This window comes from Gluconobacter oxydans DSM 3504 (assembly GCF_000583855.1).
GTDB lineage: Bacteria > Pseudomonadota > Alphaproteobacteria > Acetobacterales > Acetobacteraceae > Gluconobacter > Gluconobacter oxydans.
This window is the reverse complement of sequence record NZ_CP004373.1, coordinates 722,077-746,333: the sequence shown is the minus strand read 5'-3', so window position 1 is coordinate 746,333 and position 24,257 is coordinate 722,077. Positions and strand designations below refer to the sequence as shown.

Annotated in this window: 26 protein-coding genes; 14 read left to right on the top strand and 12 right to left on the bottom strand. The window is 63.6% G+C overall.

What is annotated here, in order from left to right; genetic code table 11:
• Positions 1–36 precede the first annotated feature (36 nt).
• A complete protein-coding gene (locus tag GLS_RS03390) occupies positions 37–1,077 on the top strand; it encodes a glycosyltransferase (RefSeq protein ID WP_193363842.1) in 1,041 nt (346 codons plus the stop codon).
• Positions 1,078–1,081: 4 nt separating this feature from the next.
• On the opposite strand, the gene GLS_RS03385 is transcribed toward GLS_RS03390, so the two are convergent.
• The 4 genes from GLS_RS03385 to GLS_RS03370 form a co-directional block, all read right to left on the bottom strand.
• Positions 1,082–1,675 carry a DUF4339 domain-containing protein gene (locus GLS_RS03385; RefSeq protein ID WP_011252165.1) on the bottom strand — a complete coding sequence of 198 codons (594 nt, stop codon included), beginning with the start codon at positions 1,673–1,675 and terminating at the stop codon, positions 1,082–1,084.
• A gap of 194 nt (positions 1,676–1,869) precedes the next feature.
• Complete coding sequence (locus GLS_RS03380; protein ID WP_041111173.1) at positions 1,870–4,185, bottom strand: xanthine dehydrogenase family protein molybdopterin-binding subunit; 2,316 nt, start codon at positions 4,183–4,185, stop codon at positions 1,870–1,872.
• Positions 4,178–4,654, bottom strand: coding sequence for a (2Fe-2S)-binding protein (locus GLS_RS03375; protein WP_041111171.1), 477 nt, complete (start codon positions 4,652–4,654; stop codon positions 4,178–4,180). Before GLS_RS03375 ends, GLS_RS03380 begins: the two co-directional genes overlap by 8 nt.
• Positions 4,655–4,680: 26 nt before the next feature.
• Positions 4,681–6,015, bottom strand: a complete 1,335-nt coding sequence (locus tag GLS_RS03370) for a cytochrome c (protein WP_041111168.1) — start codon at positions 6,013–6,015, stop codon at positions 4,681–4,683.
• Positions 6,016–6,489: 474 nt separating this feature from the next.
• On the opposite strand from GLS_RS03370, the gene GLS_RS03365 reads away from it, so the two are divergent.
• From GLS_RS03365 to GLS_RS03345, 5 genes are all read left to right on the top strand, one after another.
• Entirely contained in the window at positions 6,490–7,524 is a 1,035-nt protein-coding gene (locus tag GLS_RS03365; RefSeq protein ID WP_052327445.1) for a FecCD family ABC transporter permease, read from the top strand.
• Entirely contained in the window at positions 7,521–8,303 is a 783-nt protein-coding gene (locus GLS_RS03360; RefSeq protein WP_041111167.1) for an ABC transporter ATP-binding protein, read from the top strand. The genes GLS_RS03365 and GLS_RS03360 overlap by 4 nt, the downstream gene beginning before the upstream one ends.
• Positions 8,300–9,307 carry an ABC transporter substrate-binding protein gene (locus tag GLS_RS03355; RefSeq protein ID WP_052327444.1) on the top strand — a complete coding sequence of 336 codons (1,008 nt, stop codon included), beginning with the start codon at positions 8,300–8,302 and terminating at the stop codon, positions 9,305–9,307. The genes GLS_RS03360 and GLS_RS03355 overlap by 4 nt, the downstream gene beginning before the upstream one ends.
• Positions 9,308–9,335: 28 nt before the next feature.
• On the top strand, positions 9,336–11,510 hold the full coding sequence (locus GLS_RS03350) for a family 20 glycosylhydrolase (RefSeq protein WP_041111163.1): 2,175 nt from the start codon (positions 9,336–9,338) through the stop codon (positions 11,508–11,510).
• Positions 11,511–11,572: 62 nt separating this feature from the next.
• A complete protein-coding gene (locus tag GLS_RS03345) occupies positions 11,573–12,244 on the top strand; it encodes an HAD family hydrolase (protein WP_041111161.1) in 672 nt (223 codons plus the stop codon).
• 20 nt (positions 12,245–12,264) lie between these two features.
• Here the strand turns inward: GLS_RS03345 and GLS_RS03340 are convergent, their stop codons facing one another.
• From GLS_RS03340 to GLS_RS03325, 4 genes are all read right to left on the bottom strand, one after another.
• On the bottom strand, positions 12,265–13,338 hold the full coding sequence (locus tag GLS_RS03340; RefSeq protein ID WP_041111159.1) for a LacI family DNA-binding transcriptional regulator: 1,074 nt from the start codon (positions 13,336–13,338) through the stop codon (positions 12,265–12,267).
• 241 nt (positions 13,339–13,579) lie between these two features.
• Positions 13,580–13,837, bottom strand: coding sequence for a hypothetical protein (locus GLS_RS03335; RefSeq protein WP_080691885.1), 258 nt, complete (start codon positions 13,835–13,837; stop codon positions 13,580–13,582).
• 127 nt (positions 13,838–13,964) lie between these two features.
• A complete protein-coding gene (locus tag GLS_RS03330; protein WP_011252152.1) occupies positions 13,965–14,348 on the bottom strand; it encodes an ArsR/SmtB family transcription factor in 384 nt (127 codons plus the stop codon).
• Positions 14,345–14,992, bottom strand: coding sequence for a peroxiredoxin (locus tag GLS_RS03325; protein ID WP_041111157.1), 648 nt, complete (start codon positions 14,990–14,992; stop codon positions 14,345–14,347). Before GLS_RS03325 ends, GLS_RS03330 begins: the two co-directional genes overlap by 4 nt.
• A 108-nt stretch (positions 14,993–15,100) precedes the next feature.
• Between GLS_RS03325 and GLS_RS03320 the strand changes: the two genes are divergently transcribed.
• From GLS_RS03320 to GLS_RS03310, 3 genes are read left to right on the top strand one after another with little or no spacing between them, the layout of a single operon-like run.
• Positions 15,101–16,027: an MBL fold metallo-hydrolase gene (locus GLS_RS03320; RefSeq protein WP_041111155.1), complete on the top strand. Its 927-nt coding sequence runs from the start codon at positions 15,101–15,103 to the stop codon at positions 16,025–16,027.
• 53 nt (positions 16,028–16,080) lie between these two features.
• Complete coding sequence (locus tag GLS_RS03315; protein WP_041111153.1) at positions 16,081–17,769, top strand: bifunctional protein tyrosine phosphatase family protein/NAD(P)/FAD-dependent oxidoreductase; 1,689 nt, start codon at positions 16,081–16,083, stop codon at positions 17,767–17,769.
• Between the two features lie 7 nt (positions 17,770–17,776).
• On the top strand, positions 17,777–18,544 hold the full coding sequence (locus GLS_RS03310; RefSeq protein ID WP_041111151.1) for a sulfite exporter TauE/SafE family protein: 768 nt from the start codon (positions 17,777–17,779) through the stop codon (positions 18,542–18,544).
• Positions 18,545–18,550: 6 nt separating this feature from the next.
• Here GLS_RS03310 and GLS_RS03305 read toward each other — a convergent pair whose 3' ends face one another.
• Positions 18,551–18,901, bottom strand: coding sequence for a hypothetical protein (locus GLS_RS03305; protein WP_011252147.1), 351 nt, complete (start codon positions 18,899–18,901; stop codon positions 18,551–18,553).
• Positions 18,902–19,186: 285 nt separating this feature from the next.
• Here GLS_RS03305 and GLS_RS03300 point away from each other — a divergent pair, with 285 nt between their 5' ends.
• Both GLS_RS03300 and GLS_RS03295 read left to right on the top strand, forming a co-directional pair.
• Complete coding sequence (locus tag GLS_RS03300) at positions 19,187–19,729, top strand: cupin domain-containing protein (RefSeq protein ID WP_011252146.1); 543 nt, start codon at positions 19,187–19,189, stop codon at positions 19,727–19,729.
• A gap of 177 nt (positions 19,730–19,906) precedes the next feature.
• Complete coding sequence (locus tag GLS_RS03295; RefSeq protein ID WP_052327443.1) at positions 19,907–20,302, top strand: STN domain-containing protein; 396 nt, start codon at positions 19,907–19,909, stop codon at positions 20,300–20,302.
• A gap of 15 nt (positions 20,303–20,317) precedes the next feature.
• On the opposite strand, the gene GLS_RS03290 is transcribed toward GLS_RS03295, so the two are convergent.
• The 3 genes from GLS_RS03290 to petA are packed head-to-tail and all read right to left on the bottom strand — an operon-like array spanning position 20,318 to position 22,830.
• Positions 20,318–21,010, bottom strand: coding sequence for a cytochrome c1 (locus tag GLS_RS03290; RefSeq protein WP_041111148.1), 693 nt, complete (start codon positions 21,008–21,010; stop codon positions 20,318–20,320).
• A complete protein-coding gene (locus GLS_RS03285) occupies positions 21,007–22,185 on the bottom strand; it encodes a cytochrome b (RefSeq protein WP_052327442.1) in 1,179 nt (392 codons plus the stop codon). The genes GLS_RS03290 and GLS_RS03285 overlap by 4 nt, the downstream gene beginning before the upstream one ends.
• Before the next feature lie 12 nt (positions 22,186–22,197).
• Positions 22,198–22,830 carry a ubiquinol-cytochrome c reductase iron-sulfur subunit gene (petA, locus tag GLS_RS03280; protein WP_041111147.1) on the bottom strand — a complete coding sequence of 211 codons (633 nt, stop codon included), beginning with the start codon at positions 22,828–22,830 and terminating at the stop codon, positions 22,198–22,200.
• A 164-nt stretch (positions 22,831–22,994) separates the two neighbouring features.
• On the opposite strand from petA, the gene GLS_RS03275 reads away from it, so the two are divergent.
• The 3 genes from GLS_RS03275 to GLS_RS13495 all read left to right on the top strand — a co-directional run bounded on the left by GLS_RS03275 (position 22,995) and on the right by GLS_RS13495 (position 24,251).
• Positions 22,995–23,471, top strand: a complete 477-nt coding sequence (locus tag GLS_RS03275) for a c-type cytochrome (protein ID WP_041111145.1) — start codon at positions 22,995–22,997, stop codon at positions 23,469–23,471.
• Positions 23,472–23,598: 127 nt separating this feature from the next.
• On the top strand, positions 23,599–24,036 hold the full coding sequence (locus GLS_RS03270; RefSeq protein ID WP_226986628.1) for a TetR/AcrR family transcriptional regulator: 438 nt from the start codon (positions 23,599–23,601) through the stop codon (positions 24,034–24,036).
• On the top strand, positions 23,928–24,251 hold the full coding sequence (locus GLS_RS13495; RefSeq protein WP_226986668.1) for a TetR-like C-terminal domain-containing protein: 324 nt from the start codon (positions 23,928–23,930) through the stop codon (positions 24,249–24,251). Before GLS_RS03270 ends, GLS_RS13495 begins: the two co-directional genes overlap by 109 nt.
• Positions 24,252–24,257 lie beyond the last annotated feature (6 nt).

Here is a 24,257-nt window from a genome sequence, read left to right as displayed (position 1 = left end):
GCCACGCTCCTCCCACGCCCATCAAGGAAAAAGCGCGTGACTTCCCGACTGAGAATTCTGCACTGCCTCTCGACCCGGGAATTCGCGGGGACGGAGCGTCATCTTGCGGAACTCTCCGCCATTCAGGCACAGAGTCATGACGTTACGCTCCTGCTGGACCGCAATACGGTCGATCCGCTGACGGGCGGGGACATCAGCGGGTTTCTCTGTCCCGAGGTGAAGGTCGTGCGGGCCGGGAGAGCGGGCTATCTTCCCGCACTGGCCTCCGAACTGCGCAGCGGCCGGCATGATATCGTCCATACCCATCTCGGCCGTGCCTCCGCCCGCGTGAGCTGGCTGCGCCGGGCTGGACTGGCGGGGTCGGTTCCGGTGGTGGCTACGCTGCACACCTCCTATCGCGGCCGCAGTTATGGTGCGCATGACGGGCTGGTCTGCATCGCGTCCTGGCAGCGGGAGGCCCTGCCGGAAAAACAGCGTGACGCCTCCGCGCTGATTCCCAACTGGACAGTGCCTCCGGCATCAACCTGTGAAGCGCGCGCGGCTCTGCGGGAGCGGATGCGGCGGGAGTGGAGGATTCCGGACGGGGGCGTCGTAATTGGCGCGGCAGGACGGATGGTTGAGGAAAAGAATTTCGGGCTTCTGATCCAGGCCTGGAAGCAGGCGGAGCTGAAGCCCGGGACCCGTCTCGTTATGGTGGGCGACGGGCCGGAGCGCGATGCGCTGCAACAGGCGGCACAGGGGCGGCCGGACATCATCTTCACCGGATATCGCACGGACATGCCCGATCTTCTGGCGGCGTTCGATGCGTTTATCGTGCCCTCACGTCATGAGCCGTTCGGGCTGGTGCTGCTGGAGGCCATGGAAGCCGGCCTGCCGGTCTGTGCCACGGCGGCTGGTGGCGTGAAGGATATTCTGGCCGATGCGCCGGACTGCCTGGTGGCGCCGGACAGTCTGGAGGCTTTGACGGAAGGGCTGCGGCGTCTGGAAAGTGCGGCGCCCCGCCAGTGGGATATGTCGCGCTACAGGATCGGTGCGGCAGCCAGCAGGGTCGAAGCGTTTTACCGCCGGTACTGCTGAGGGCTTACAGCTCGTAGTAGCGGCGGGAGACGTAGCTGGAGAGGCCTTCGTCCGGCATGATGTGCCAGCCATTGGTGATCGCGGGGATGAACTCGCACAGGAACACCAGCACCGACAGGAAAAAGAGCAGCATGCCGTGCCCCACGATCTGAATGCGGCGCCAGAAATAGAGCGGGGGCAGGAGGATCCACAGGATCGTGCCGGGACGGAAGCCCGCTGCCAGCAGGCTGCGGCGGTCCATGATGAGGGCGCAGTAGAAAATCCCGACACTGACGACCATGGTACCGATATTGCTCGCGAACTCCGGAATGAGGCCGAATCCTTCCAGGATTCCGATCGCCATGCTGCCGAAGAACGGGCCGATCAGGCTGAGCCACAGCCAGCGGTTTGAGATCAGGCTTGCGGGAAGAGCCGGGGGGACGCCTTCGGGCTGGGGTGGCCAGAACACGCAGCTTCCAGCCGGGTGCCATTCACCACCGAAGCTTTCGGTCCAGCACAGGGTGGAATGTCCGATGATCCCTTCCGTGACGAGGGCTTTCATCCCGTCTGCGGACACCGGCCCCTTGCGGGTGCCATGTTCTTCGTAAAACCAGCTCACAGTTTGTCCTTTTTCCGGCGGCGCATCGTCGTTCCGGCTCCTGCTGGTTCCTGAACGGCTCAGTCTCTCACGACTTTTGGGGTTTTTGGCAAGACCTATCCCGTCCGGATTGTGGGATGTGGCCCTGTCGCCACGTATGAAAAAGGCCGCAGGTCCGGGGGGACTGCGGCCTTTGTCGTGATGTGCGGGTTGGATCAGCTCGTATGCTGCTTCAGTTCGCGGCGGACATCGGCGGGGCGCATCGGCATGTGGCGCAGGCGGATGCCAACGGCATTGAAGAGCGCGTTGCCGATGGCGGGTGCGACGACCGTGACACCCGGCTCACCAAGGCCCGTGGGCTTTTCGGTGTTCTGGATGAACTCGATGTCCATATCCGGCACATCGGGGATGCGCAGCGGGGTGTAGGTATTGAGGTTGCGGTCCTTGATCGTGCCGTTGACGATCTCGGTGCCTTCGAACAGCGCCATGCTCAGGCCCCACAGTGCCGCGCCTTCGGTCTGGGCGAGGGCCCCGCCCGGATCGACGATGGTGCCGGCATCGAGCACGAGCCAGAGCTTCTGGCAGGTGATAACGCCCGTCTTGCGATCGACATGGATCTGCGCCGCACCGGCGGTCCAGGTCGGCATGCCGCGTTCCTGGCCGAAGCTGGTGGCGATGCCGATGCCGGTATCGGCCGGGAGCTGCTTGTTGGCGTAACCGATCTTGTCGGCCAGACGCTGGAGCACGGCAGCCTGACGCTTCGCGCCACCCACGGAGTTCGGGGCCTGACCAGCGTTACGGCCCTGGGCCGTGAACATGGACAGGCGGAACGCCAGCGGATCCTGCTTGGTGGAATGCGCCAGCTCGTCGAGGAAGCATTCCAGCGCCCAGGGCGTCCAGCCGGCACTGACCGAGCGCAGCCAGCCGGGACGGAAGGTTGCGTTGGCCAGATCGTTGCTGATGGCGCGGACGCGGGTCGGGCCGGTTTCGTACCAGTGATCCGCGCCGGCGATGGCGAACGGATCGTACTTCTTGCCGTCTTCTCCGGTGGCGAGGAAGGCCGGAGCCATGACCTGCGTCGGCCAGCCGGCGACCGCGACATAATCCATGCCCACGATCTTCTTGCGGTCGTTGTCGAGCGCAACCTTGATCGTCTGGATGGACGGCGAGCGGATGGAGTCCAGCTCCATGTCGTCGGAGCGGGTCAGGATCAGCTTGACCGGTGCGCCACCGATGGCCTTGGAGGCAAGGGCCGCCGGGATGCAGTAATCGCCGTTCAGACGACGTCCGAAGCCGCCGCCGAGCATATAGGTGCGCATGACGACCTGCTCTTCGGGGACCTGGAGCGACTTGGCGAGCTGCGGCAGGATCAGGGACTGCCACTGGTTGCCGGTGTGGATTTCCCACATGCCGTCAATGTGGCGGGCCACGGCGTTGACCGGCTCAAGCTGGTAATGCGCGACCGAGGCGCAGGTGTAGCTGCGCTCGAAGACCTGACCGGGATGGATGGTCAGGGCTTCGTCCACGCCCTTGTCGTTGAAGACGCGGGTGCCGTTCTTCGGATCGGCGGCCAGCTTGCGGCCATGCTCGATGATGTCCGCTTCGGAGACGTTGATCGTCGGGCCGGGATTCCACTGGACCTTCAGGGCGTCGGCGGCGCGGATCGCAGCGGGATAGGTCTTGGCGAGGGCCACGACCCAGCCCGGAACGATGCCGGAGGGATCGTCCAGAACCACATAGCGCAGATAGCCGGGGATCTTCTTCGCGGCGCTGTCGTCCACGGAGATGACCTTGGCGGCGTAGCGGGTCGGCGGCATTTTCGGACGGCCATAGACCATGCCGTCGAGCTTGACGTCGATGCCGTAAATGGCCTTGCCGGTCGTCTTGTCCGGAATGTCGAGCGCCGGGACCTGCTTGCTGATGAGGCGGCGGTTGCCCGTCGGCTTGAGCGGCAGTTTGGCCATCTCTTCCGGCGTAAAGGTCCGGGTCGGCTTGGCACGGGCGACGATGTCACCGAAGGAAATGCTCTTGCTGCCAGCGGAGACGACGCTTTCATGCGCGGTGCAGCGGTCCGGCGTGGTGCCGAGGAGCTTCGCGCCTTCCTCGATCATCACGCTGCGGGCGGCGGCACCGGCCTGACGGAACGTGTCCCAGGTGTCCCAGACGGACCAGGAACCGCCGGTGACGTACTTGCCGGCCCATTTCGGGGCGGTGTCGACCTGCGTGATCTTGATCTTGTCCCAGTCGGCGTCCATTTCATCCGCGATGATGCGGGCGAGGGCGGTGCCGACATGCTGGCCCATTTCGGCGCGGACGATGTTGACGTTGATCGACCCGTCCGGGGCGATGGCGCACCAGATGTTCGGCTCGAACGCAGCTTCCGGCGGCATGGCAGACGGCAGCGTCGTGGCAGCGCCGGCCTTGCGGGCGAAACCGAACATCAGCCCGGCGCCGGCCGCCGTCATCAGGAAGTTGCGGCGGGAGAGGCGCGTGGCGTCGCTCTTTTTCGCAATCTGTTCGATTTTAGCCATTGTTGGCGCCTTCCTGCTGCCTTGAGGCAGCTTCCTTGATGGCCTTGCGGATGCGGATATAGGTCATGCAGCGGCAGAGGCTGCCGCCCATCACGCCGTCAATCTGGTCGTCCGTCGGGTTCGGATAGTCCTTCAGGAGGCTTGCGGCCTGCATGATCTGACCGGACTGGCAGTAGCCGCACTGCGGCACCTGCTGGTCACGCCAGGCCACCTGTACGACGTGATTTCCTGCCGGGTCCAGACCTTCGATCGTCGTGACTGAAGCCCCTTCGACGGCGGAGAGCGGCGTGATGCAGGAGCGTGTGGCGCGGCCGCCCACATGGACGGTGCAGGCGCCGCATTCACCGATGCCGCAGCCGAACTTGGTGCCGGTCAGGTTCAGGTCGTCACGGATGACCCAGAGCAGGGGGGTGTCTGCCGGGGCGTCGACCGTAACGGGCTGTCCGTTGAGTTCAAATTTCGTGGTCATGTCCTGTTTTCCCAGTCCTGCCCGGATCAGTGCGAAGCGTTGATGGGCGGAGCTTCGAGCGTGGCGCGCGCGCTGGCAGCCTTCTTCTCCAGATCCGTCCAGGGGGGCAGCGTGGTGCGTGTGCGACGCAGATACGCGGCGATGCGGGCCATGTCATGATCGGACAGGCCGGAATAGAAGCTCGGCATCGAGATGTGGTCCTGACCTTCCTCCGCGGTGATGCCGTGCAGCATGACCTGATAGAGGTTGTTCGGTTCATCCAGCCACAGCGCGTTGTTCAGGGCCAGTTCCGGGCGACCCAGAACGGGGTTCGGGCCGGAATTGTAATGGCAGGCGCCACAGGCGCCCTGATACAGGCGTGCGTCTTCGTCGAGCGGCTGCGGACCCGTCAGGTCACGGCCGGACATCTGCATGGCGCGGGAGATCGCGGCCTGATCGCCAGCACTGCGCTGGGCGGCCTTGTCCACGTCTGCATAATAATGTGCGATCGCATGCACGTCTTCCTCGGGGATCTTGGAGAGGAAGCGGTGCGGGACGGGCGACATCGGGCCTGCGGCGGAACCGTGCAGCGGGGCCACGCCAAAGCGCAGGTACTGGAACAGCTCGTCTTCGGTCCAGACGACGGGCGTCGGGTTGTGGTCGTTCAGCGGCGGGGCGATCCAGCCGTCGATGACCGCACCGTCATAGACGCTGCTCATCTTCTCGGCGCCGAGAAGGTTACGCGGCGTATGGCAGGCGCCACAGTGCTCGTTACCTTCGGCAAGATAGGCACCGCGGTTCCACTGTGCGTCATGCTTCGGATCGTTCTGGTAGCGGCCCGGGGTGAAGAACAGCAGCTTCCAGAAGCCCTGGCCGATCAGACGGATGTTGATCGGGAAGGGGACCGTGTTGTCACGCGGCTTCAGATGCACGGCAGGGCGCGTCATCAGATAGGCGTACAGGTCCGAGACGTCCTGATCGCTGACCTTCGTGAAATGGTCGAACGGGAAGGCCGGATAGAGCTGGGAGCCGTCGCGGGCGATGCCCTTGTTCATGGCGCGCTTGAACGCGGCCAGCGACCAGTTGCCGATTCCCCATTCTTCATCAGGCGTGATGTTGGACGAGAAGATGTCACCGAAGGGTGTGGCCATCTTGAAGTCGCCGGCCAGTTCGGGGCCGGGCTTGCCATCCACGCGGGTATGACATTCCGCACAGTAGCCGCCATTCGCCACGATTTCGCCACGGCTGATGGCGTCTGCGGAGAATGACGATGCGGCTGGCCGCGGGATCGGGGCAATGGCGGGGTACCAGGCATAGGCAAGAAAGCCGATGCCTCCCACTGCGCCAAGGCCAATGACGGCGGCAGCTATCCGTTTGAGCATGCTTAAACTGTCCCGGCAGGTTTGAAATCATTTGCCACAAAAGGTGGCTGTTGCGTGCAACCTAGTGCACGGAGCCGTGAAAGGAAAGATTGCGTTATCTCAAAACCGGGTGTTTCGGGAAATAAATGCGGCCTTTGTCATGAAAATAACACAGATTTCGCGATGTTTCAGCGTTAATCCGGGATATTCTTGGTCCTGATTGCAGTATTCCCCGAGGTGGACTCTGCGCGGATAGGGGAGGGATATTGACGGATCGTCGTGAGGGTCTGTTACATTGTTTTCGCGGCAAGTATGTCCCACGATGAATATTTTGACACCGGGTGTCAAAAACTTCCTATGCTTCTGACGGACTTCCAGAACCCGTTCCCAAGGCGGTTCGGGCTCCGATTTCTCCCCTGACTTCTGCCCTGGCCTATCCCCCGGTGGGGTTCTGGTGATGTGGGAAGGCTTGGCTTATGATTTCCCGGCGGCAGATTGGCCGTTCTGCCGAGAGGAAGCGTTATTTCCGCCCGTCCTGCCCTGATCCGGTCTCTCGCATTGGCCTGTGTCATCCTGAGCGTGCTGTGCGCGCTCTGTCTGGGGCGGTATCCGCTGTCGCCACTGCGCGTGATGGGGGTGTTCGGGTCTCTGCTGCATCTGTCTTCCGCGAGTGATCCCGTGGCGCAGGTTGTCGTCATGCAGGCGCGATTGCCGCGTATTCTGGCGGCGCTGCTGGTCGGGAGTGCGCTGTCCTGCGGGGGCGCGACCTATCAGGCGGTGTTCCGTAATCCGCTGGTCTCGCCCGATCTGCTCGGCGTTCTGAGCGGGGCGGCTTTTGGCGCGGCGCTCAGTATCGTCAGTGGCGGGTCGGCGGTTGTGGTGCAGATGGGCGCGTTCGGCGGCGGTCTGCTGGCGGTCGGGACGGGACTGCTGATCAGCAGGACGCTGCCGGGCGGGGGTATCCTGACGCTGCTGCTGGGCGGGCTGATCGGGAATGCGATTTTCACGGCCTTACTGTCTTTAGTGAAATATCTGGCCGATCCGATGGATCAGCTCCCGGCCATCGTGAACTGGCTTCTGGGCAGTCTGGCGCCGAGCGGATGGCAGGAACTGGCCTGGATGTCGGGGCCGCTGATTGTTCTGACGGTGGCGCTGGTTCTGTGTGCGCCTGTGCTGGATGTGCTGTCGCTCGGGGATGACGAGGCGCGCAGTCTGGGCGTGTCGGTGCGGGTCATGCGTCCGGCGCTGATCGTTCTGGCGACGCTGGCCTGTGCGATGACAATCTCGATGGCGGGCATCATTGGCTGGATCGGGCTTCTGGTGCCGCATGTCGCGCGGCTTCTGGCCGGGGCGGAACATCGGAGCATGATGCCGGTGACGGCGCTTCTGGGAGCGGCCGGGCTGGTGCTGGCCGATACCTGTGCGCGCAGTCTGACGACGGGGGAGGTTCCGCTCGGGATCGTCACGCAGCTTTTCGGGGCGCTGGCCTTCGTGCTGGTGCTGCGGCGTCTGCGGAGTGGGGTGGCATGACGCTGCTGTCGTGCCGGAACCTGGGATTTCGTCAGCCGCGTGGGACTGTTCCCGTGCTGGAGGGCATTGATCTCTCGCTGGAGAAGGGCGAGCTGGTCGGGCTTCTGGGGCTGAACGGGGCGGGCAAGAGTACGCTGCTGCGGCTGCTGATGGGGTTTCTGACGCCTTCGGTCGGGGATGTTTTTCTGGAAGGCCGCTCTCTGCGGGAGTGGTCGGCCTCCGCCATTGCGCGACATCTGGCCTATGTGCCGCAAAGTCATGTCGCGACCTTTCCCTATACGGTGCGGCGGATGGTGGAGCTGGGGCGTGTGCCTTATTCCGGGCTCACGGGGCGGCTGTCTTGGGAAGACCGGCTGGCCGTTGATGCGGCGCTGGAGCGGATGGGGCTGGCGGGATTTGCGGATCGGCCGGTGACGGAGCTTTCCGGCGGGGAACGCCAGCGGGTCGTGCTGGCACGGGCCATTGCGCAGGACGCGCAGGGCCTGCTGCTGGATGAGCCGATGACCGGGCTGGATTACGGGTATCAGCTGCGTCTGATGGCGCTGCTGGCGGATCTTGCGCGGGAAGGCCGGCTTGTTATGCTCACTTCGCACCGGCCGGAAGAACTGTATGTCCGCGCAAGCCGGGTTCTGGTCCTCGATCACGGCCGGATTGACGCGGACGGGCCGCCACAGGATGTTGTGACGGCGCAACGGATGTCAGCGCTTTACGGTGTGCCTCTGACCCAGACGGACCATGCCGGAAACCGCTTTTTCCATCATGGAAGGGACGAGAAATGACACTCTCACAACTCTTGAAGCGGTTTTCGGCCCTCACACTCCCGGCAGCCCTGCTGGGCGGGGCACTGGCCATATCCCTGCCGGCGCCTGTGGCGCATGCCGCCCCTCCCGAGCGGATCGTTGAAGGCTGGTACGCGCATAATGCGACGCTCATCATGCTGGGCGCGCAGGACCGGATCGTGGGCACCGTGGCGCGTCCCGCGATGCTGCCCTGGATGTTCCGCCTGGTGCCGGAACTGGCAAAGGCCGAGACGCTGGATCCGGGCAATCTGAACGCGGAAGAACTGCTGGCGCTGCATCCCGATCTGGTGTTCGTCACCAACTCGGGCCATTCCGCCGAGGCCCTGACACGGGCAGGGCTGAATGTGGCGCCCGAAGGGTTCGACCGGTTCGACGCGATGCTTGACTGCGTGGACGGGACCGCGACCCTGCTTCAGACGCCGATGGCCGCCAAGCGTGCGCAGGCTTACCGCTCGGCGTTCCTTCAGGTCGTCTCGCAGGCCCCGACCAACCCGCAGGGGCCGCGCGTGCTGCATGTGGAGTCTCTCAAGCCACTGCGGGTGGATGGCGATGACAGCATCATCGACCAGTGGATCCGCAGTGCGGGCGGGCAGAATGCGGCGCAGGGGATTCACGGCAACAAGCAGCCTGTTTCCATCGAGCAGGTCCTGTCCTGGAACCCGGATATTCTGATCGTTGCTGCCAATGCGGGCGATCCGGCAGCCCTGAAAAAGGATCCGGTCTGGTCGAAGATCAAGGCCGTGCAGTCTGGGCGCGTCTATCGCAATCCGACGGGTCTTTTCCCCTGGGACCGCTATGGGCCGGAGCTGATGCTTCAGGTGATCTGGGCCCGGCAGATCGTGCAGACCGGGCAGGTGGATGTCCCGGCGATGATCCGGTCGATCCGGTCTTTCTATCATGATTTCTATGGCATCGCGCTTTCAGCCGATGATGCGCAGCGGATGCTCGATGCGCTGCCGCCCGCTACCGACGATACGCACTGATCTTCCGATTTTCCAAGGAAAGCCCCGTATGACGCATACCGCCCCGCCTCGCGGCCTGAGTTCTCCCCGCAGGTTTGCCCGCACGGCGTGGCTGCTTCTTGCGGGAAGTGTGCTGGCCGGGGGGCTGGGGAGTGTTGCGCGGGCGGAAGAGCCCCTGCTGCCCGTGCCGCAGACCGTTTCGGTCTCCAATGGCGTGGCGTCGATCGGGGGCGGGATTCAGGTCGTATGGGACACGCGGCCCTCGCCTCTGCTGCTGCGGGCCGTGGCGCGGTTTACGACACGTCTGACCGCGATCGCCGGGCCTGCGGGCCGGGGCGCGCCTTATGTGCTGCATATCTCGGCCGGGCAGGACCGGGCCTATCTGAGTGTGGACGAAAAGGAGCGTTATGCGCTCACGACGTCCGCCACTGGCGCGCGGCTGGAAGCGGAGGGCCCGGCGGGGGTGATCCACGGGCTGTCGACGCTGCTTCAGCTTGTCCGGGTGACGCCGCAGGGGGCGCTGGTCGAGCGTGTGCATGTTGAGGACGCGCCCCGCTTTGCCTGGCGCGGTCTGCTGATGGATGTGTCGCGGCATTTCGACACGGTCGAGACCATCGAGCGGCAGCTCGATGCGATGGAGCTGGTCAAGCTCAACGTCCTGCACTGGCATCTGAGCGATGGAGCCGGCTTCCGGGTTGAGAGCCGGATGTTCCCGAAGCTTCAGACCGTGGCGTCGCACGGTCAGTATTACACGCAGGCGCAGATCCGCGAGGTCGTGGCCTATGCGGCGGATCGCGGCATCCGTGTCGTGCCGGAAATCGACGTGCCCGGTCATGCGCTGGCGATCCTTCAGGCCTATCCCGAGCTGGCGGCCCAGCCTCTGCCAGATGTGACCGCCAAGGGGCTGAACCTCAACAATGCCGCGCTGGACCCGACCAATCCGCAGACATTGCGCTTTGTGCGCGTGTTGTACGGGGAGATGGGCGGACTTTTCCCGGACCGGTATGTGCATACCGGAGGCGATGAAGTCGTCTCCTCCCAGTGGACGAAAAATCCGGCTATTGCGGCCTATATGAAGGCGCATGGCTTCGAGACGGCCGCTGCGCTTCAGGCGGCTTTTACGGGAGAGGTCGCGAAGATCGTTTCCGCCCAGGGTCATGTCATGATGGGCTGGGATGAGGTCAGCGAGGCGCCGATCCCGAAGAATGTCGTCGTCGAGCCCTGGCGGGCGTCGAAATGGACCGGAACGGCGACGCAGGCCGGGCATCCGGTTGTGGTGTCGGCGGGGTATTATCTGGATCTGCTGCGGCCGTCTGCCGCCCATTATGCGGTCGATCCGTTTGATACGAAGGCCGAAGGGATCACGGCGGAGCAGCTGGCGAAATATCCGCCCAAACATCCCGAATTTTCGGTGCCGTTCGTGATGGACGAGCATGCTCCGCCGCTGGATGACGGACAGAAGGCGCTGGTCATGGGGGCGGAAGGCACGCTCTGGGCGGAAATGGTGTCCGAGCCGATGCTGGATGGGCGGCTGTGGCCCCGGATGGCGGCGCTGGCCGAGCGGTTCTGGTCCGCGCAGGATGTACGCGACGTTCCCGATCTGGAACGGCGTCTGCCGCTTGTGATGGCTGAGCTTGAGGCGACCGGACTGCAGGCAACGCAGCATCGGGAGGCCATGCGCGAGGCCATGGCGCCAGGACATTCGGAACCGCTGAAGATCCTGACCGAAGTGACGGTCCCCGTCCGCAATTACGCTCTCAACCATCTTGCTGCGCCCAGCGGGGATGCGATGCTGTCAGCGCCTGTTGCGGTGACGGACCCGGATGCGTTCGTAGCACTGCGGTTCAATGCGATGGCCGCGCGGTATGTCCGGGGCGAGCACGCGCTTGCCGCCCCTCTGCGCCAGATGCTGCAGCGCTGGTCGGACAATGATGCGGCGTTTGTGACAAGCGCAAAGGGCATTCCGGTGCTTGAGGCAGTCGTGCCGGTGTCGCATGCCGTCGCTCTGCTGTCGCGCGCGGGGCTCGGGGTTCTGGACGGGCGGGACGGTTCGGCCTGGCGGATGGATGCGAACCGGCTGCTTCAGGAACAGCAGGCGGCCTTTGAAAACTCGGCCAGCATGCTGGCATCCGCACACAGCCCGCAGCCGCCGGGAGGATTGCTGATTGCGATCCTTCCGGGAATCCAAGCGCTCCTGACGGGTGTGGCAGAGCGCGCGGAGTAAGACATCGGCCTGTTGTTGTGCGGGGGGATGGATTTCCGGCGCCGGGCAGGGGAAAAGGGGATATGACACGTTTTCCGATCCTTCTCCTCGACTATGACGGCACTCTGGCGGAGACGCAGCCAGCCATTCTGCGCAGCCTGAAAGAGGCCTTTGATGCGGTGGGTGTGACAGCGCCTTCCGCGGACGTCCTCAAACAGGAACTGACGCGGGGCGGGACGCTCCAGACCCTGTTCCAGGCGATCGCACCCAAAAGCGACGAACGCGATGCCGCCTCATTCGTGCGGCACTACCGGGCGTTCTATCCGGCGGCCGACGAGGAAGAGACGGTTCTGTTCGACGGCGTGGTGGAGACGCTGGCCGCTCTGAAGGAACAGGGGAAAACTCTCGCCATTCTCAGCAACAAGCATGCGCCCACGGTTCATGCGAGCATGGCGCGGTTTGGGCTGGAACCATTTTTCAGCGGTGTTGTGGCGTCGGAGCCGAATTTTCCGCACAAGCCCGATCCGCGCGTGATGGAAGAGCGCGTTCTTCCGCTTTTTCCCGATCTGCCGCGCTCGGCTTTCCTGATGGTGGGCGATACCGTGGCCGACCTCCAGTTCGCCCGTAACGCCGGGATTGCCTCATGCTGGGCCAGTTACGGTCATGGCTCGTCGCAGCAATGCGCCGCACTGGGGCTGGGGCCGGATCTGCGGATTGACGCTTTCGCGGACCTGCCGACGGCGCTTCGGGGCTGAAGGTCTCCCGAAAGGGAAGCTCAGGCGGCGGGGCCGATACTGTCGCGCAGGACGAGTTCGGTTTCGAGGATGACGTTTTCGCTGCTGCCTGTGGCGGCGCTCAGCAGACGGACGGCTTCCGTGCCCTTGCGCTCATGCGGCTGACGGATCGTGCTCAGATCCGCGCCTTCTGCGGCGGGGATGTCGTCAAAGCCGAAGATCGACACATCCTGCGGGATGTTCAGGCCAAGCGCACGGATGGTCTGCATGGCGCCGATGGCCACGCGGTCGCTCATGGCGAGGATGGCGGTCGGGCGTTGGGCGCGGTTGAGGAGATGACGCACGCCCTGGGCGCCCATGTCCTCGGAATTGATCGGGATTTCCCAGGTCGGAACGTCCTCGGGCGCGATCCCGGCTTCCTGCAACGCGAGCACATAGCCTTCAAGGCGCATGGCGATGGTGCTGTGGGCGATATTGGCGCGGCGTTTGGCGGTCAGCGGGCCGAAATAGCCGTCATGGGCCGTCTTGAGTGACAGGATGCCGAAATGCCGGTGTCCGAGATCGAGCAGGGTCTTGGCTGCGCGGTAGGCGGAGCCGCGATCGTCGATCCCGACATAAGGCACGCCGTTGAGGCGGGGCTGGTCCACCACTACGAGGGGGACATTGCGCTGCTGGGCCATCATGACGCAGCGGCTGTCGGGGGCGACGGAATAGAGGATGTAACCGTCCACGGCAGCGTTGCCGAGCGAGACGGGGGCCGTGCGGTTACGCAGGTTGCTGCCCGCGGAAATCAGGGCGAGATCGGTTTCCAGCTCGTCGCAGGAGCGGGCGACGCCGTTGAGGACGCTGAGGATCGCGGGATCGGTGAAGGCATAGGGAAGGTCCTCGCTGAAGAGGAAGCCCAGCGCGCCGGCACGGCCGGTGGCGAGCTGCTTGGCGGCCGGATCGGGGCCGGTGTAACCAAGCTCCTGTGCGGCGGCGAGGATCCTCTCGCGCAAAGCGGCCGAGAGCTGGCCTGGACGGATATAGGCGTTTGAGACTGTTGTATGGGAGACGCCGACCTGCGCTGCCACATCCTTGAGGGTTACTTTGCGGCGGTCATGCTGTCTGGTCATGGGTATGGTCTGTCCAGTAACGACACCAGACCCGTCATGTCAGATCCTGACGCTCGCAGTATGGTGTCAGTGCTCTTCGAAAAATCACTGAAAACACCATACCCATTCTGCCGGACAGAAACCAGTCACGGGCGCGGGAGGATTTACGAAAATTGAAAATTTCCTATTTGCCTTTGCCCACGGTCTCCCGCGGGTCTCTCCACATCTCTCCACAAGCCGTCCGTGCCGGTCAGTCCGGAGGTCAGCCCTGTTTGGGCTTCGGCGCGGGTGCTTTCTTGGCCTGCGGCACCGGGGTGAACATCGCACGGCATTTCGGGGAAAGCTGGTCGATCTTCTTTTTCATGCAGGCGGTGATCTTGGCTTCGTTGGGAATGGCCAGCGTACACAGACGGATGGCGTCGCCCTGGCAGGCCTGCTTCTGTTCTTCACGGGTGGCCGCGCCAGCGGCCTGCGTCAGTGCAAATGTCAGGCCGGTCAGAGCGATGAAATAACGGATCATATTCTTTCTCCTTACCTACAGGTAAGCGTATGGGACTTTTTACGGTTTCAGTCCCGAATAACTTTATCGCAACTACACTTCCCCTGCTGTCTTCAATAAGGACCGGACAATTCCTGATTAAGGACTGTCAGGGGTGAAGAATACGGGCAAAACGCGCCGAGGCTGCTGGCCCGGGTGTGGTTTCAGGTGTGGGAGAAGGCAGTTCTGGCGGAAGTGCGCCGGGTTGCAGGCTCATCAGCAGGGCGCGCGCGCGGCGGGCGTCCGGCGTGTCGGTCCAGCAGTAATGGATGGCACGGGATTCGCGCTGGGATTCGATCAGCCCCGCACGTCTGAGCGCGCCCAGATGCTGGCTCAGCGTGGGCTGTCCGATGCCGGTCATGGTCTCGATCTCGCTGACGGCATGGGTGCTGTCGAGCAGGGCCGAGAGGATCATGAGGCGCTGCGGCTGGGCGAGAATGCGCAGCCATTCTGCCAGTTCGCGGCTTTTCTCAAGGGGAAGCAGGACGGTCATGAACGCTCCCGGGTCATGGGCTGGAAGAACCATTTTGCGCCGGCCTTTTCCACGGCGGCCTGTGTCTGGAGCGGGGGAGCGACGGTGCGCTGTCCCGGCTGCCAGCTTTCGGGCGTGAGCGCGCCGGCGCGGTCCACTTCCTGAAGCGCGCACAGCAGGCGCAGCAGTTCGGGGACGGAGCGGCCGACGGTGGCTGGATAGTTCAGGATGGCGCGGATGATGCCTGACGGGTCAATCACGAAAACCGAGCGCACGGTGGCGCTGTCCTGTGCCGCGCTGTCCAGCATGCCATAGGCGCGGGCGACGGCGAGGGACGGGTCCTCGATGATGGGGAAGGGGATCTGGATTCCGAACTGCGTGTTGATGGCCTCGACCCAGGCGAGATGGGCCGGGAGGCTGTCCGCCGAGATGCCGAGCAGGGCGCAGTCCCGCTTCTGGAACTCTTCCGCGCTGCGGGCCAGGGCGATGAACTCGCTGGTGCAGACGGGCGTGAAGTCGGCCGGATGGGCGAAAAGCAGGACCCAGTGTCCGCGCAGGGCGCTCATGATGAATTCGCCATGCGTGGTCCGGGCGCTGAAATCCGGAGCCCGGTCGCCAATGCGTAGAAACGGAAGGGAGGATTCAGCGGGAGGGGATACGTTCATGATCCGGTTCCAAAAGCATCAGGGCGCTTGACATGCAACACTTACAATATTAACTTAACAGTTAATGAAAGTGTCGTAAAGGCATTCCACAGCCAGAAGGTGAACGCCATGCATGATGCAGCAGTCCAGGCCGCAACCGCGCAGATCCGGCGAACCGAGGAAGGCGCGGCGCCCGCTCCCGTTGTCTGTACGTTTTTCGACGAAGCCACGAATACCGCGAGCCACGTTGTCCATTGTCCCGTCACGAAGCGCGCAGCCGTTATCGACTCTGTGCTCGATTATGACGCGGCCGCCGGTCGCACGTCCCATGGATCGGCGCAGGCGATCGTCGATTACGTGGAGCGCGAAGGTCTGACCGTCGACTGGCAGCTTGAGACGCATGCCCATGCCGATCATCTGTCTGCGGCCCCCTGGCTGCAGGAAAAGATTGGCGGAAAGCTCGGGATCGGCGCGGATATCACGCGGGTTCAGGCGGTGTTCGGCAAGATCTTCAATGCCGGGACGCGGTTTGCGCGGGACGGATCGCAGTTCGATCATCTCTTTACCGACGGCGAGACGTTCCGGATCGGTGACCTTCCTGTGACGGTGCTGCACGTTCCGGGCCATACGCCGGCCGACATGGCCTTCGTGATCGGCAATGCGGCCTTTGTGGGCGATACGATCTTCATGCCGGATTTCGGCACGGCTCGGGCGGATTTCCCGGGCGGTGATCCGCGGCAGCTTTTCCGCTCCATCCGCCGTTTGCTGTCGCTTCCGGCCGAGACGCGTCTGTTCCTGTGCCACGATTACAAGGCGCCCGGCCGGGATGAGTATGCCTGGCTGACGACTGTCGGGCATGAGCGGGATTACAACATCCATGTTCATGACGGCGTGAGCGAAGAGGAATTCGTGAAGATGCGGACGGAGCGCGATGCCACGTTGGCGATGCCGCGTCTGCTGATGCCGTCCGTGCAGGTCAATATGCGCGGGGGACATCTGCCCGAACCCGAAGCTGATGGCGTGAGCTACATCAAGATCCCCGTCAATCGCGTCTGACCTGGGCGCGCCTGTACCTTATTCCCCAAGATTTAGCCGTTTCTGGAGTTCCCATGCCAACCCGTCATCTGACCGACAGCTACGCCGTTTCCCCCCAGATTGCCGTGCAGGATATTGCGGATCTGAAGGCGGAGGGTTTTCGCACGATCCTGTGTTTCCGTCCTGACGGGGAAGCCCCGGACCAGCCGGAAATGACGGTGATTGAAGAAGCAGCCAAAGAGGCCGGGCTGGCATTCGCCGCAATTCCCGTGAAGGCTGGAACAGTGCCGGATGAGGCTCAGGTCGCGCAGACGCGTACGGCTCTGGCCACGCTTCCGGGCCCGGTTGTCGGTTATTGCCGTTCCGGGACCCGGGCGGCGCAGATCTGGGCTCTGGCCGAGGCAGGCAAGCGCCCGGCTGCGGAGATTTTCGCGGCGGCGGCCAAGGCCGGGGTGGATATCAGCGGTCTGCGGGGGCGGATCGAAAGTGTTGCGGCACCGTCCGCGGCTCCGCGCAAGGGAGCAGCGCATTTTCAGGTGCTGATTATTGGCGGTGGTGCGGGTGGCCTGTCGGTTGCGGGCAGCCTGCTCAAGCGCAACAGCCATCTGTCCATCGGTGTGGTTGAGCCGTCGAACGAGCATTTTTACCAGCCGGGCTGGACGCTTGTGGGCGGGGGCGTTTTTCAGGCGGCCCAGACGCGCCGCAAGGAAGCGGACGTCATGCCCAAGGACGTTGTCTGGGTGCGGCAGGCGGCGAAGCTGTTCCGGCCGGATGTGCGGGAAGTGGTTCTGGGAGACGGTTCGGTCGTCTCCTATGACGCGCTGATCGTGGCGACGGGGATTACGCTGAACTGGGATGCCATTCCGGGTCTGGTGGAGACGCTGGGCAAGAACGGTGTGACGTCGAATTACCGCTTCGACCTGGCGCCCTATACCTGGCAGCTCGTGCAGCAGCTCAAGAGCGGGACGGCGATCTTCACGCAGCCGCCCATGCCGATCAAATGTGCCGGTGCACCGCAGAAGGCCGTGTATCTGTCCTGTGACGCCTGGAAGCGCCGTGGCGTGCTGGACAGCATTTCGGTCGAGTTCGACACGGCCACGCCGGGGCTGTTTGGCGTGAAGGAATTCGTGCCGCCGCTGATGGAATACATCAAGCGCTATCACGTCGGGCTGCACACCGGATCGAAGCTTGTGGCGGTAGACGGCCCGAACCGCACGGCGACCTTTGAACGCAAGGTCGGGGACGGTGTGGAGCGCGTGGAGCGCAAGTTCGACATGCTGCATGTCGTGCCGCCGCAGAGTGCGCCGCAGGTGATCCGCGAGAGTGCGTTGGCGGGTTCGGACGGGTTCGTCGAGGTCAATCCGGCGACGTTGCAGCATGTGCGTTTTCCGGATGTGTTCGCCATTGGTGACGTGATCGGGACGTCTTCGGCCAAGACGGCTGCCGCGGTCCGGGTGCAGGCGCCTGTGGTTGCGACCAATGTGCTGGCGTTCCTGAAGCATCAGGCTCCGGTTTCGGAATATGAGGGCTATGGTGCCTGTCCGCTGACGGTGGAGAACGGGCGGATCGTGCTGGCCGAGTTCCGCTATGGCGGCAAGCTGGCGCCGACGCTGCCGAAATGGCTGCTCAACGGGCAGAAGCCGACGCGTCTGGCCTGGTGGCTCAAGAAATATGTCATGCCGCTGATGTACTGGGACGGTATGCTCAAGGGGCGCGAACTCATGGTTGCCCCCAAGCCGCTGAACGTGAAGAAGGGCGGCTGAACCGGTTGTGCATATTGCGCTTGAACTGGCCTGCGGTGTCCTGATCGGGTTTACGCTGGGCCTGATCGGCGGTGGCGGCTCCATCCTTGCCGTTCCCCTGATGGTCTATGTGGTGGGGGTGAAAAACCCCCATGTCGCGATCGGGACGAGCGCGATGGCCGTGGCGGTCAACGCGCTGACCGGGCTGGTCAGCCATGCCCGGGCGGGAACGGTCAAATGGAAATGCGCTGCCATTTTCGCGCCCTGCGGTGTGGTGGGTGCGCTCATCGGGGCGGCATTCGGCAAGGCGGTGAACGGGCAGAAGCTGCTGCTCTGCTTTGCGCTGCTGATGGTCGTGGTGGGCGTTCTCATGCTGCGGGGGCGGCGCAACAAGGGTGAGGCGGGGGCGGCGTGTAACCGCCAGAACATGCCGCGCGTCATGATGGCCGGGGCCGGGACGGGTGTGCTGTCCGGGTTTTTCGGGATTGGCGGCGGGTTTCTGATCGTACCCGCGCTCATTGCCTGCACGCGGATGCCCATTCTCAATGCGGTGGGGACGTCTCTTGTGGCCGTGGCCGCGCTGGGGGCCAGTACGGCGCTGAGTTACATGCTCTCGGGCTATGTGGACTGGGTGATGGGTGCGCTGTTCGTGGCGGGGGGAATTGTGGGCAGTTTCCTCGGAACCCGGGCGGCGAAGCGTCTGTCGGGTTCCGGTGCAGCGCTGACGACGTTCTTTGCGTGCGTCATTTTCACTGTTGCGGCCTATATGATCTGGAAGAGCCTTTCGGCTCTGTAAGAACGATCAGTCGAGGCCGAAATTCGGGAAGATGGTGAAGCAGACCATCGAAAAATAGAACATCACCGCCAGCAGGATGTGACACATATAGAGCGGCGCGATCATGGCGCCGCGCCTGCGGAAGAAGGCCATCAGCACACCGAAGGCGGCGATGGCCACGGCAAGCGCCACGTTCAGCATGAGCCGGCTGTCGCCGTTGCTGATGGCGATGACCAGAAAGACCGAGCCCACAATGGCCGAGCCGACATGCACGGGCGTGAGGAAGCTGAAGGGGCGTTTGTACCGGGCCGCGAAAATGGCGAGCCAGACGCCCATGATCACCGTGAGAGTGAAACATCCCGTCGAAGCGTACAGCATCTGTAATCCACCCTGTTCCTGATGTCCCTGCGCAGACTCTCGGAGCCGTGACCAGAATATTCGGAAGTCTCCGCGTTCCTCAGGTCTTGCAGAACACGTTGCTCCGACTGCGTATTTACTCCAGAACGGCCTTTTGGGCCAGACGTTCCCGCATGGAGGGCGCTTTCTCCCCTGAGTGGCGCAGAAAAATTGTACCACCCCCCGGTATTCTGATTTTCAAGGTTTCCTTTCTGTTTCGATATGACATACTGGTGACACGCAAGAGGCCGGGGAGGATACAAAGGGATGGATCTGGGAGCACGCCTGCGATTTGTGCGGACGGCACGGAACCTGTCCCAGCGCGAACTGGCCAAGCGGACCGGTGTGACCAATTCCACGATCTCCCTCATCGAATCAGGGGACATGAATCCCTCCGTCGGAACGCTCAAGCGTATTCTGGACGGGATTCCCGTGACGCTCGGGGAGTTTTTCAGCATTGCCCCCGAGGGCGGTGAAAAGATCTTCTACCGGGCGGACGAGCTGATGACGTTCGAGCAGGGCGGTGTGACCTTCCGGCAGGTCGGGGCCCCTCTGTTTGGCCGGAGCCTTCAGATCCTGCGCGAGACCTATGCGTCCGGGGCGGATACCGGGGCCACGGTCTATGCCCATGAAGGCGAAGAGGGCGGGTTTGTCCTGCACGGCCAGGTGGAAATCACGGTGGGAGACAGGCGCGAGATCCTGGGCCCGGGCGATGCCTATCATTTCGACAGCCGTCAGCCGCATCGTTTCCGCTGCCTCAGCTCCGAAGGCTGCGAGATCATCAGCGCCTGTACGCCGCCGACGTTCTAGGATTTCCGTCCCGAACCTTCAGAAGCCCCGCGTTCAAAAGAACGGGAGGGGCGCGCTTTCCCGCAGGCTGCGGCGTTGTGTTGTGGGACTATGCCTGTCCGTATTGTGGTCCAGGGCGGGTGTGCCCAGCGGAGAGCCACGGACATGCCAGACCGTCCGTACCCAGAAAGAAACATCATGTTCCGTGCGGTCGCTGCTTCTTTGCGCAGGGGGCTGGTTGCGGGGGCGATGGTCTGCGTCCTGTTGCTGAGCGGTCCGGCTGCGGCAGCGAGTGTGACGCGGACGCGGGACATCTGCCCGGTTCAGCGGGCGATGCTTCAGATTGAAACGAAGACCCTTGCCGCGGCTGTGGCAGAACTGTCCCGCAAGACGAAATGCCCCGTGCTGATGGATGAAGGGCTTCTGCGCGGCGGGAACAGCATTGCCGTCGCCGGAGTTTATACGCCGCGCGAGGCTCTGATCCGGCTTCTGGGCAATGCCGAGCTGGATGTGATCGAAACCGTTCAGGGACTGGCCGTCATGCCGCTGAGCTATCGGGCCGCGCATCGCATGGACCATGCTGAACGGATGTAGCTCTGGAAGGCGCGGTCAGCGGCGCCCTTTCCAGATGCGGCGTTGCAGCAGGAAGGTCAGGAGCGCCATCAGGGCAAGATAGGCGAGAACATAGACGCCGATCCGTCTGCGTTCGGCCTGATGGGGATGGGCAACCCCGTCGAGAAAGGCCGAGACGTCGCCAGCCATCTGCGCGGATGTCGCAGGTGTGCCGTCGGGATAGGTGAGCATGCCGTCCTGAAGGGGCGGGGGCATCCCGATATGCTTCCATTTCAGGGCGGTGTTGTAATAGCGCCCTTCGTCGAGCGTCACGCCCGCAGGTGTGGGAGCATAAGAGAGCAGGATCTGCCGGATTTCTTCGGCGCCACCGGGCAGCGTCAGGGCCAGTCGGGAGAGATCGGGGGGGAGCAGTCCGTGATTGGCGAGGCGCCCCATGGCCTCGTTGGGGTAAGGCGACAGGATGGGATCGGTGGCTGTGGCGGGGCGGGTTTTCGGATCGCCATTATCGTCCGTGCCATTGGGCATCTGCTGGTCGGCGGCCCATTTACGGATCTCATCCGGCGAGAGTCCGAGGCTGCTCATGTCGCCATACGTGACGTGTTCCATGCCATGGCAGGCGCTGCAGACCTGCTGGAAAACCATCAGGCCGCGCTGGGCGGGCGTGCTCGCCCAGGCGGGCAGGGCTGTCAGGCTGGCAGCGAGTATGAGGTTCCGGGTCCAGCGCCTCATGACGACATCTCTCGTTCGGAGGCCAGTGGCATGACGAGCAGGAAATGGATGAACCACCAGGCCATCGCCACGCGGCTGGCGAGCAGCCATGCCGGGGTGGGCGCGTGCATTCCGGCAATGCCGAGCAGGATGAAGGCTGCGAAGGCGAGGGGCAGCGACAGGCGCACCATCGGTCGCCGTGTTGCGGGGCGGATGGCGGAGCGGTCCAGCCAGGGCAGCACGAACAGGACGGCGAGGCTCCCCGAAGCGAGGAGAAGCCCGCCGAGGCGTGAGGGCACTGCACGCAGGATCGCGTAGAACGGGGCGAAATACCATTCCGGCCGGATGTCGCGCGGTGTGACGAGCGGGTTGGCCTGAACGTAGTTGTCGGCCAGCGTCAGCAGGTCGGGCAGGAAGAAGACCAGCCCGGCATAGACCATCAGGAACAGGCAGAGCGCGAAGCCGTCGCGGCTGGTGTAATAGGGATGAAACGGCAGGGTCTGGCTCGGGCTGACGGGATCGATGCCCGAAGGATTGTTCGATTTCACGACATGCAGCGCCGCGACATGCAGGGCTATGGCCGCGATGATTGCGAAAGCCATCGTGAAATGCAGCACGAAAAGCCGATGCAGCGCCACGTTTCCCAAAGTGTCCCCGCCCAGCAGGAGTTCGGACAGCGGCTGTCCGATCAGGGGAATGGCATGGACGGCGTTCAGGATCACTGTGGCGCCCCAGTAGGACATCTGTCCCCAGGGCAGGACGTAACCGGCAAAGGCCGTGACCATCACCATCAGCATCAGGCCAAGCCCGGTCAGCCAGAGCAGTTCGCGCGGGGCCTTGTAGGAGCCGTACCACAGGCTGCGTCCGATATGGATGTAAAGGCAGGCGAACAGCATCGTCACGCCGCCCATGTGCAGGCTGCGAATGAACCAGCCTGAAGAGATCTGCCGGTCGATGGCTTCAACGCTGGCGAAGGCCTGGGTGATGTCAGGCGTGTAGTTGATCGCGAGGAACAGGCCGCTGGCGATCATGAAGGCCATTGTGACGATTAGGAACGCGCCGAAGCTCCACAACGCATTGAGGTTGCGGGGCATCGGGAAGGCAACGTACTGGCGGCGCAGCAGGCTCATGACCGGCAAGCGGCGTTCGAGCCAGCCGCGCGGATCTGTGTCGGGCGTTTTCAGGGGCGAAGTCATGCGGGCCGGTCTTCAGATCTGCTGGATGTCGGACATGCTGAAGCCCGGATCACCCACGCTGTGGCCGATGCGGAGTTTCGTGTCGGAAAGGAACGTCACGGGCGGGACCGGCAGGTTGCAGGGCGCGGGCGCGCGACGGGCAACACGGCCCGCAGCGTCGAAGTGTGATCCGTGGCAGGGACAGAAATATCCCCCCTTCGCTTGGGGCGTGGAGCCGGGTTTTTCGAAAGAGGGCACGCAGCCAAGATGGGTGCAGACCCCGATCAGCACGCCATACTCCGGGCGGACTGAACGGTGCCAGTTCGTCGCGTCCTTGGGCTGCTGGAGGATTTTTGAGTCCGCGTCCCGCAGGGTGGCCAGATGGTCCGGAGCCTGAAGCGCAGCCAGCATCTGAGGCGTGCGGCGCTGGATGAAAACAGGCCACTCCCGCCAGCGCACGGTCATGTCCTGTCCGGGTGTCAGGGAGGACAGATCGACGTCCAGCAGCCGGTCGGAGAGGGAAGTTGCTGTCGGGTTTTTCAGGCTCTCGACAAAGGGGACGGCCAGAGCGCAGGCTCCCGCACAGCCGAGCACCACGGTCCCGGTGGCCAGCAGATCCCGCCGTCTGGTGCCATCCGAAGAAGGGGGCGTCTCGCTCTGGGTCATGCGGAACCTCTGCCGGCTGCGCCGGATGCCCGGCAGGAAAGATGACAGCAGGATAGGCGTCTTTGCGCTTTCGAGAAAGGCGGCGTGCGGTAGCTTTCGGGGCGTTTGGGAGCTAGTGTTTTCCGAACTGATGTAACGACGCAAATTGCGGAAGGGCCCCGGACATGACAACGAAATCCCGCTTCAGGATCATGCTTGCGGCTCTTCTGGGCCTGATGCCGCTCATGGCGTCTCCAGGCATGGCGGCGGATGGAGCGGCGCTGTACCGGGGAAAATGCGCGATGTGTCACGGACCTGCGGGCGCGGGGCGTCCGGGGACTTTTCCCCCGCTGGCGGGTCGGGTCGGGCAGATTGCTGGCAATCCGGACGGGAAAGCGTATCTGGCGGCGGTTCTGGTGAACGGGCTGCATGGTCCGATCACGGTGGACGGACAGCCCTACAAGGGATTCATGCCCTCATTCCGCGCATTGTCGGATGAGGATATCGCAGCCGTTCTGGCCTATGTCAGCACTCTGGGTAACAGCGCGGCGCCTGCGGGGATATCCGCCCAGGATGTGGCCTCCGTCAGGGCTGTGCCGATGGATGCGGCCGCGGTTCAGGCGAAACGGGCCGCCCTTCAGACGGCTCATGTGATCCCCTGACCGAAAACGGACATATTTTGTTACCAAACAAACGTAAATGCGTCTTGTAACGGCGCGTCCATATCTGACTAGCTGCGTTCATTCCAAGTGATGCCAGCCGGTGAAATGGCCAGAGAGGGGAACGACCATGTCACAGACCATAGTGCCGCATACTTTACCGCTAAAGAACGTCCACGTTCCCGCTCGGGACCGGACGGCTACCCGGGCACCGGGCCGGCCGGTCAATCTGAGGCTCAAGGACAATATCCTTGCGGCGATCGCACGGGTGCTCGTGGAAGAGGGCTATCAGGGCCTTACCATCAGCCGCGTCGCCAAGGCTGCTGGTGTCTCGACCGCGACGGTCTATCGACGCTGGCCGACGAAGCAGGCCATGTTCTTTGATGCGATGCGTCTGTGGCGTGACGATCTGACCCCGCAGATCGATACGGCAGCTTCGCCGGTGACGTGGATGAACTCATCGCCGCCCGCATCCGGTTTCTGGCCACCCCTCTGGGCCGCACTTACGGAACCCTGCTGGGCGAAGCCGTACATGACCCGGAATTCGGCCAGGTCCTGTGGGAAGTGAGTGTGGTACCGGCGCGCGCACAGATGGCGCTTTTCCTTGAGCGCGCAAGCCGGCGCGGCGAGAAGGTTTTCTGCCAGCATCCCGACACGGTCCTGGACATGCTGCTCAGCACGATCCATTTCCGCGCCATGAATCTTCTGGGGCGTGAGCCCATGGATGCCGACAGCACCCTTAAGGAAATCCGGTCTCTGGCGCGCAGCCTGATTGCCGGCTGAGCGCTT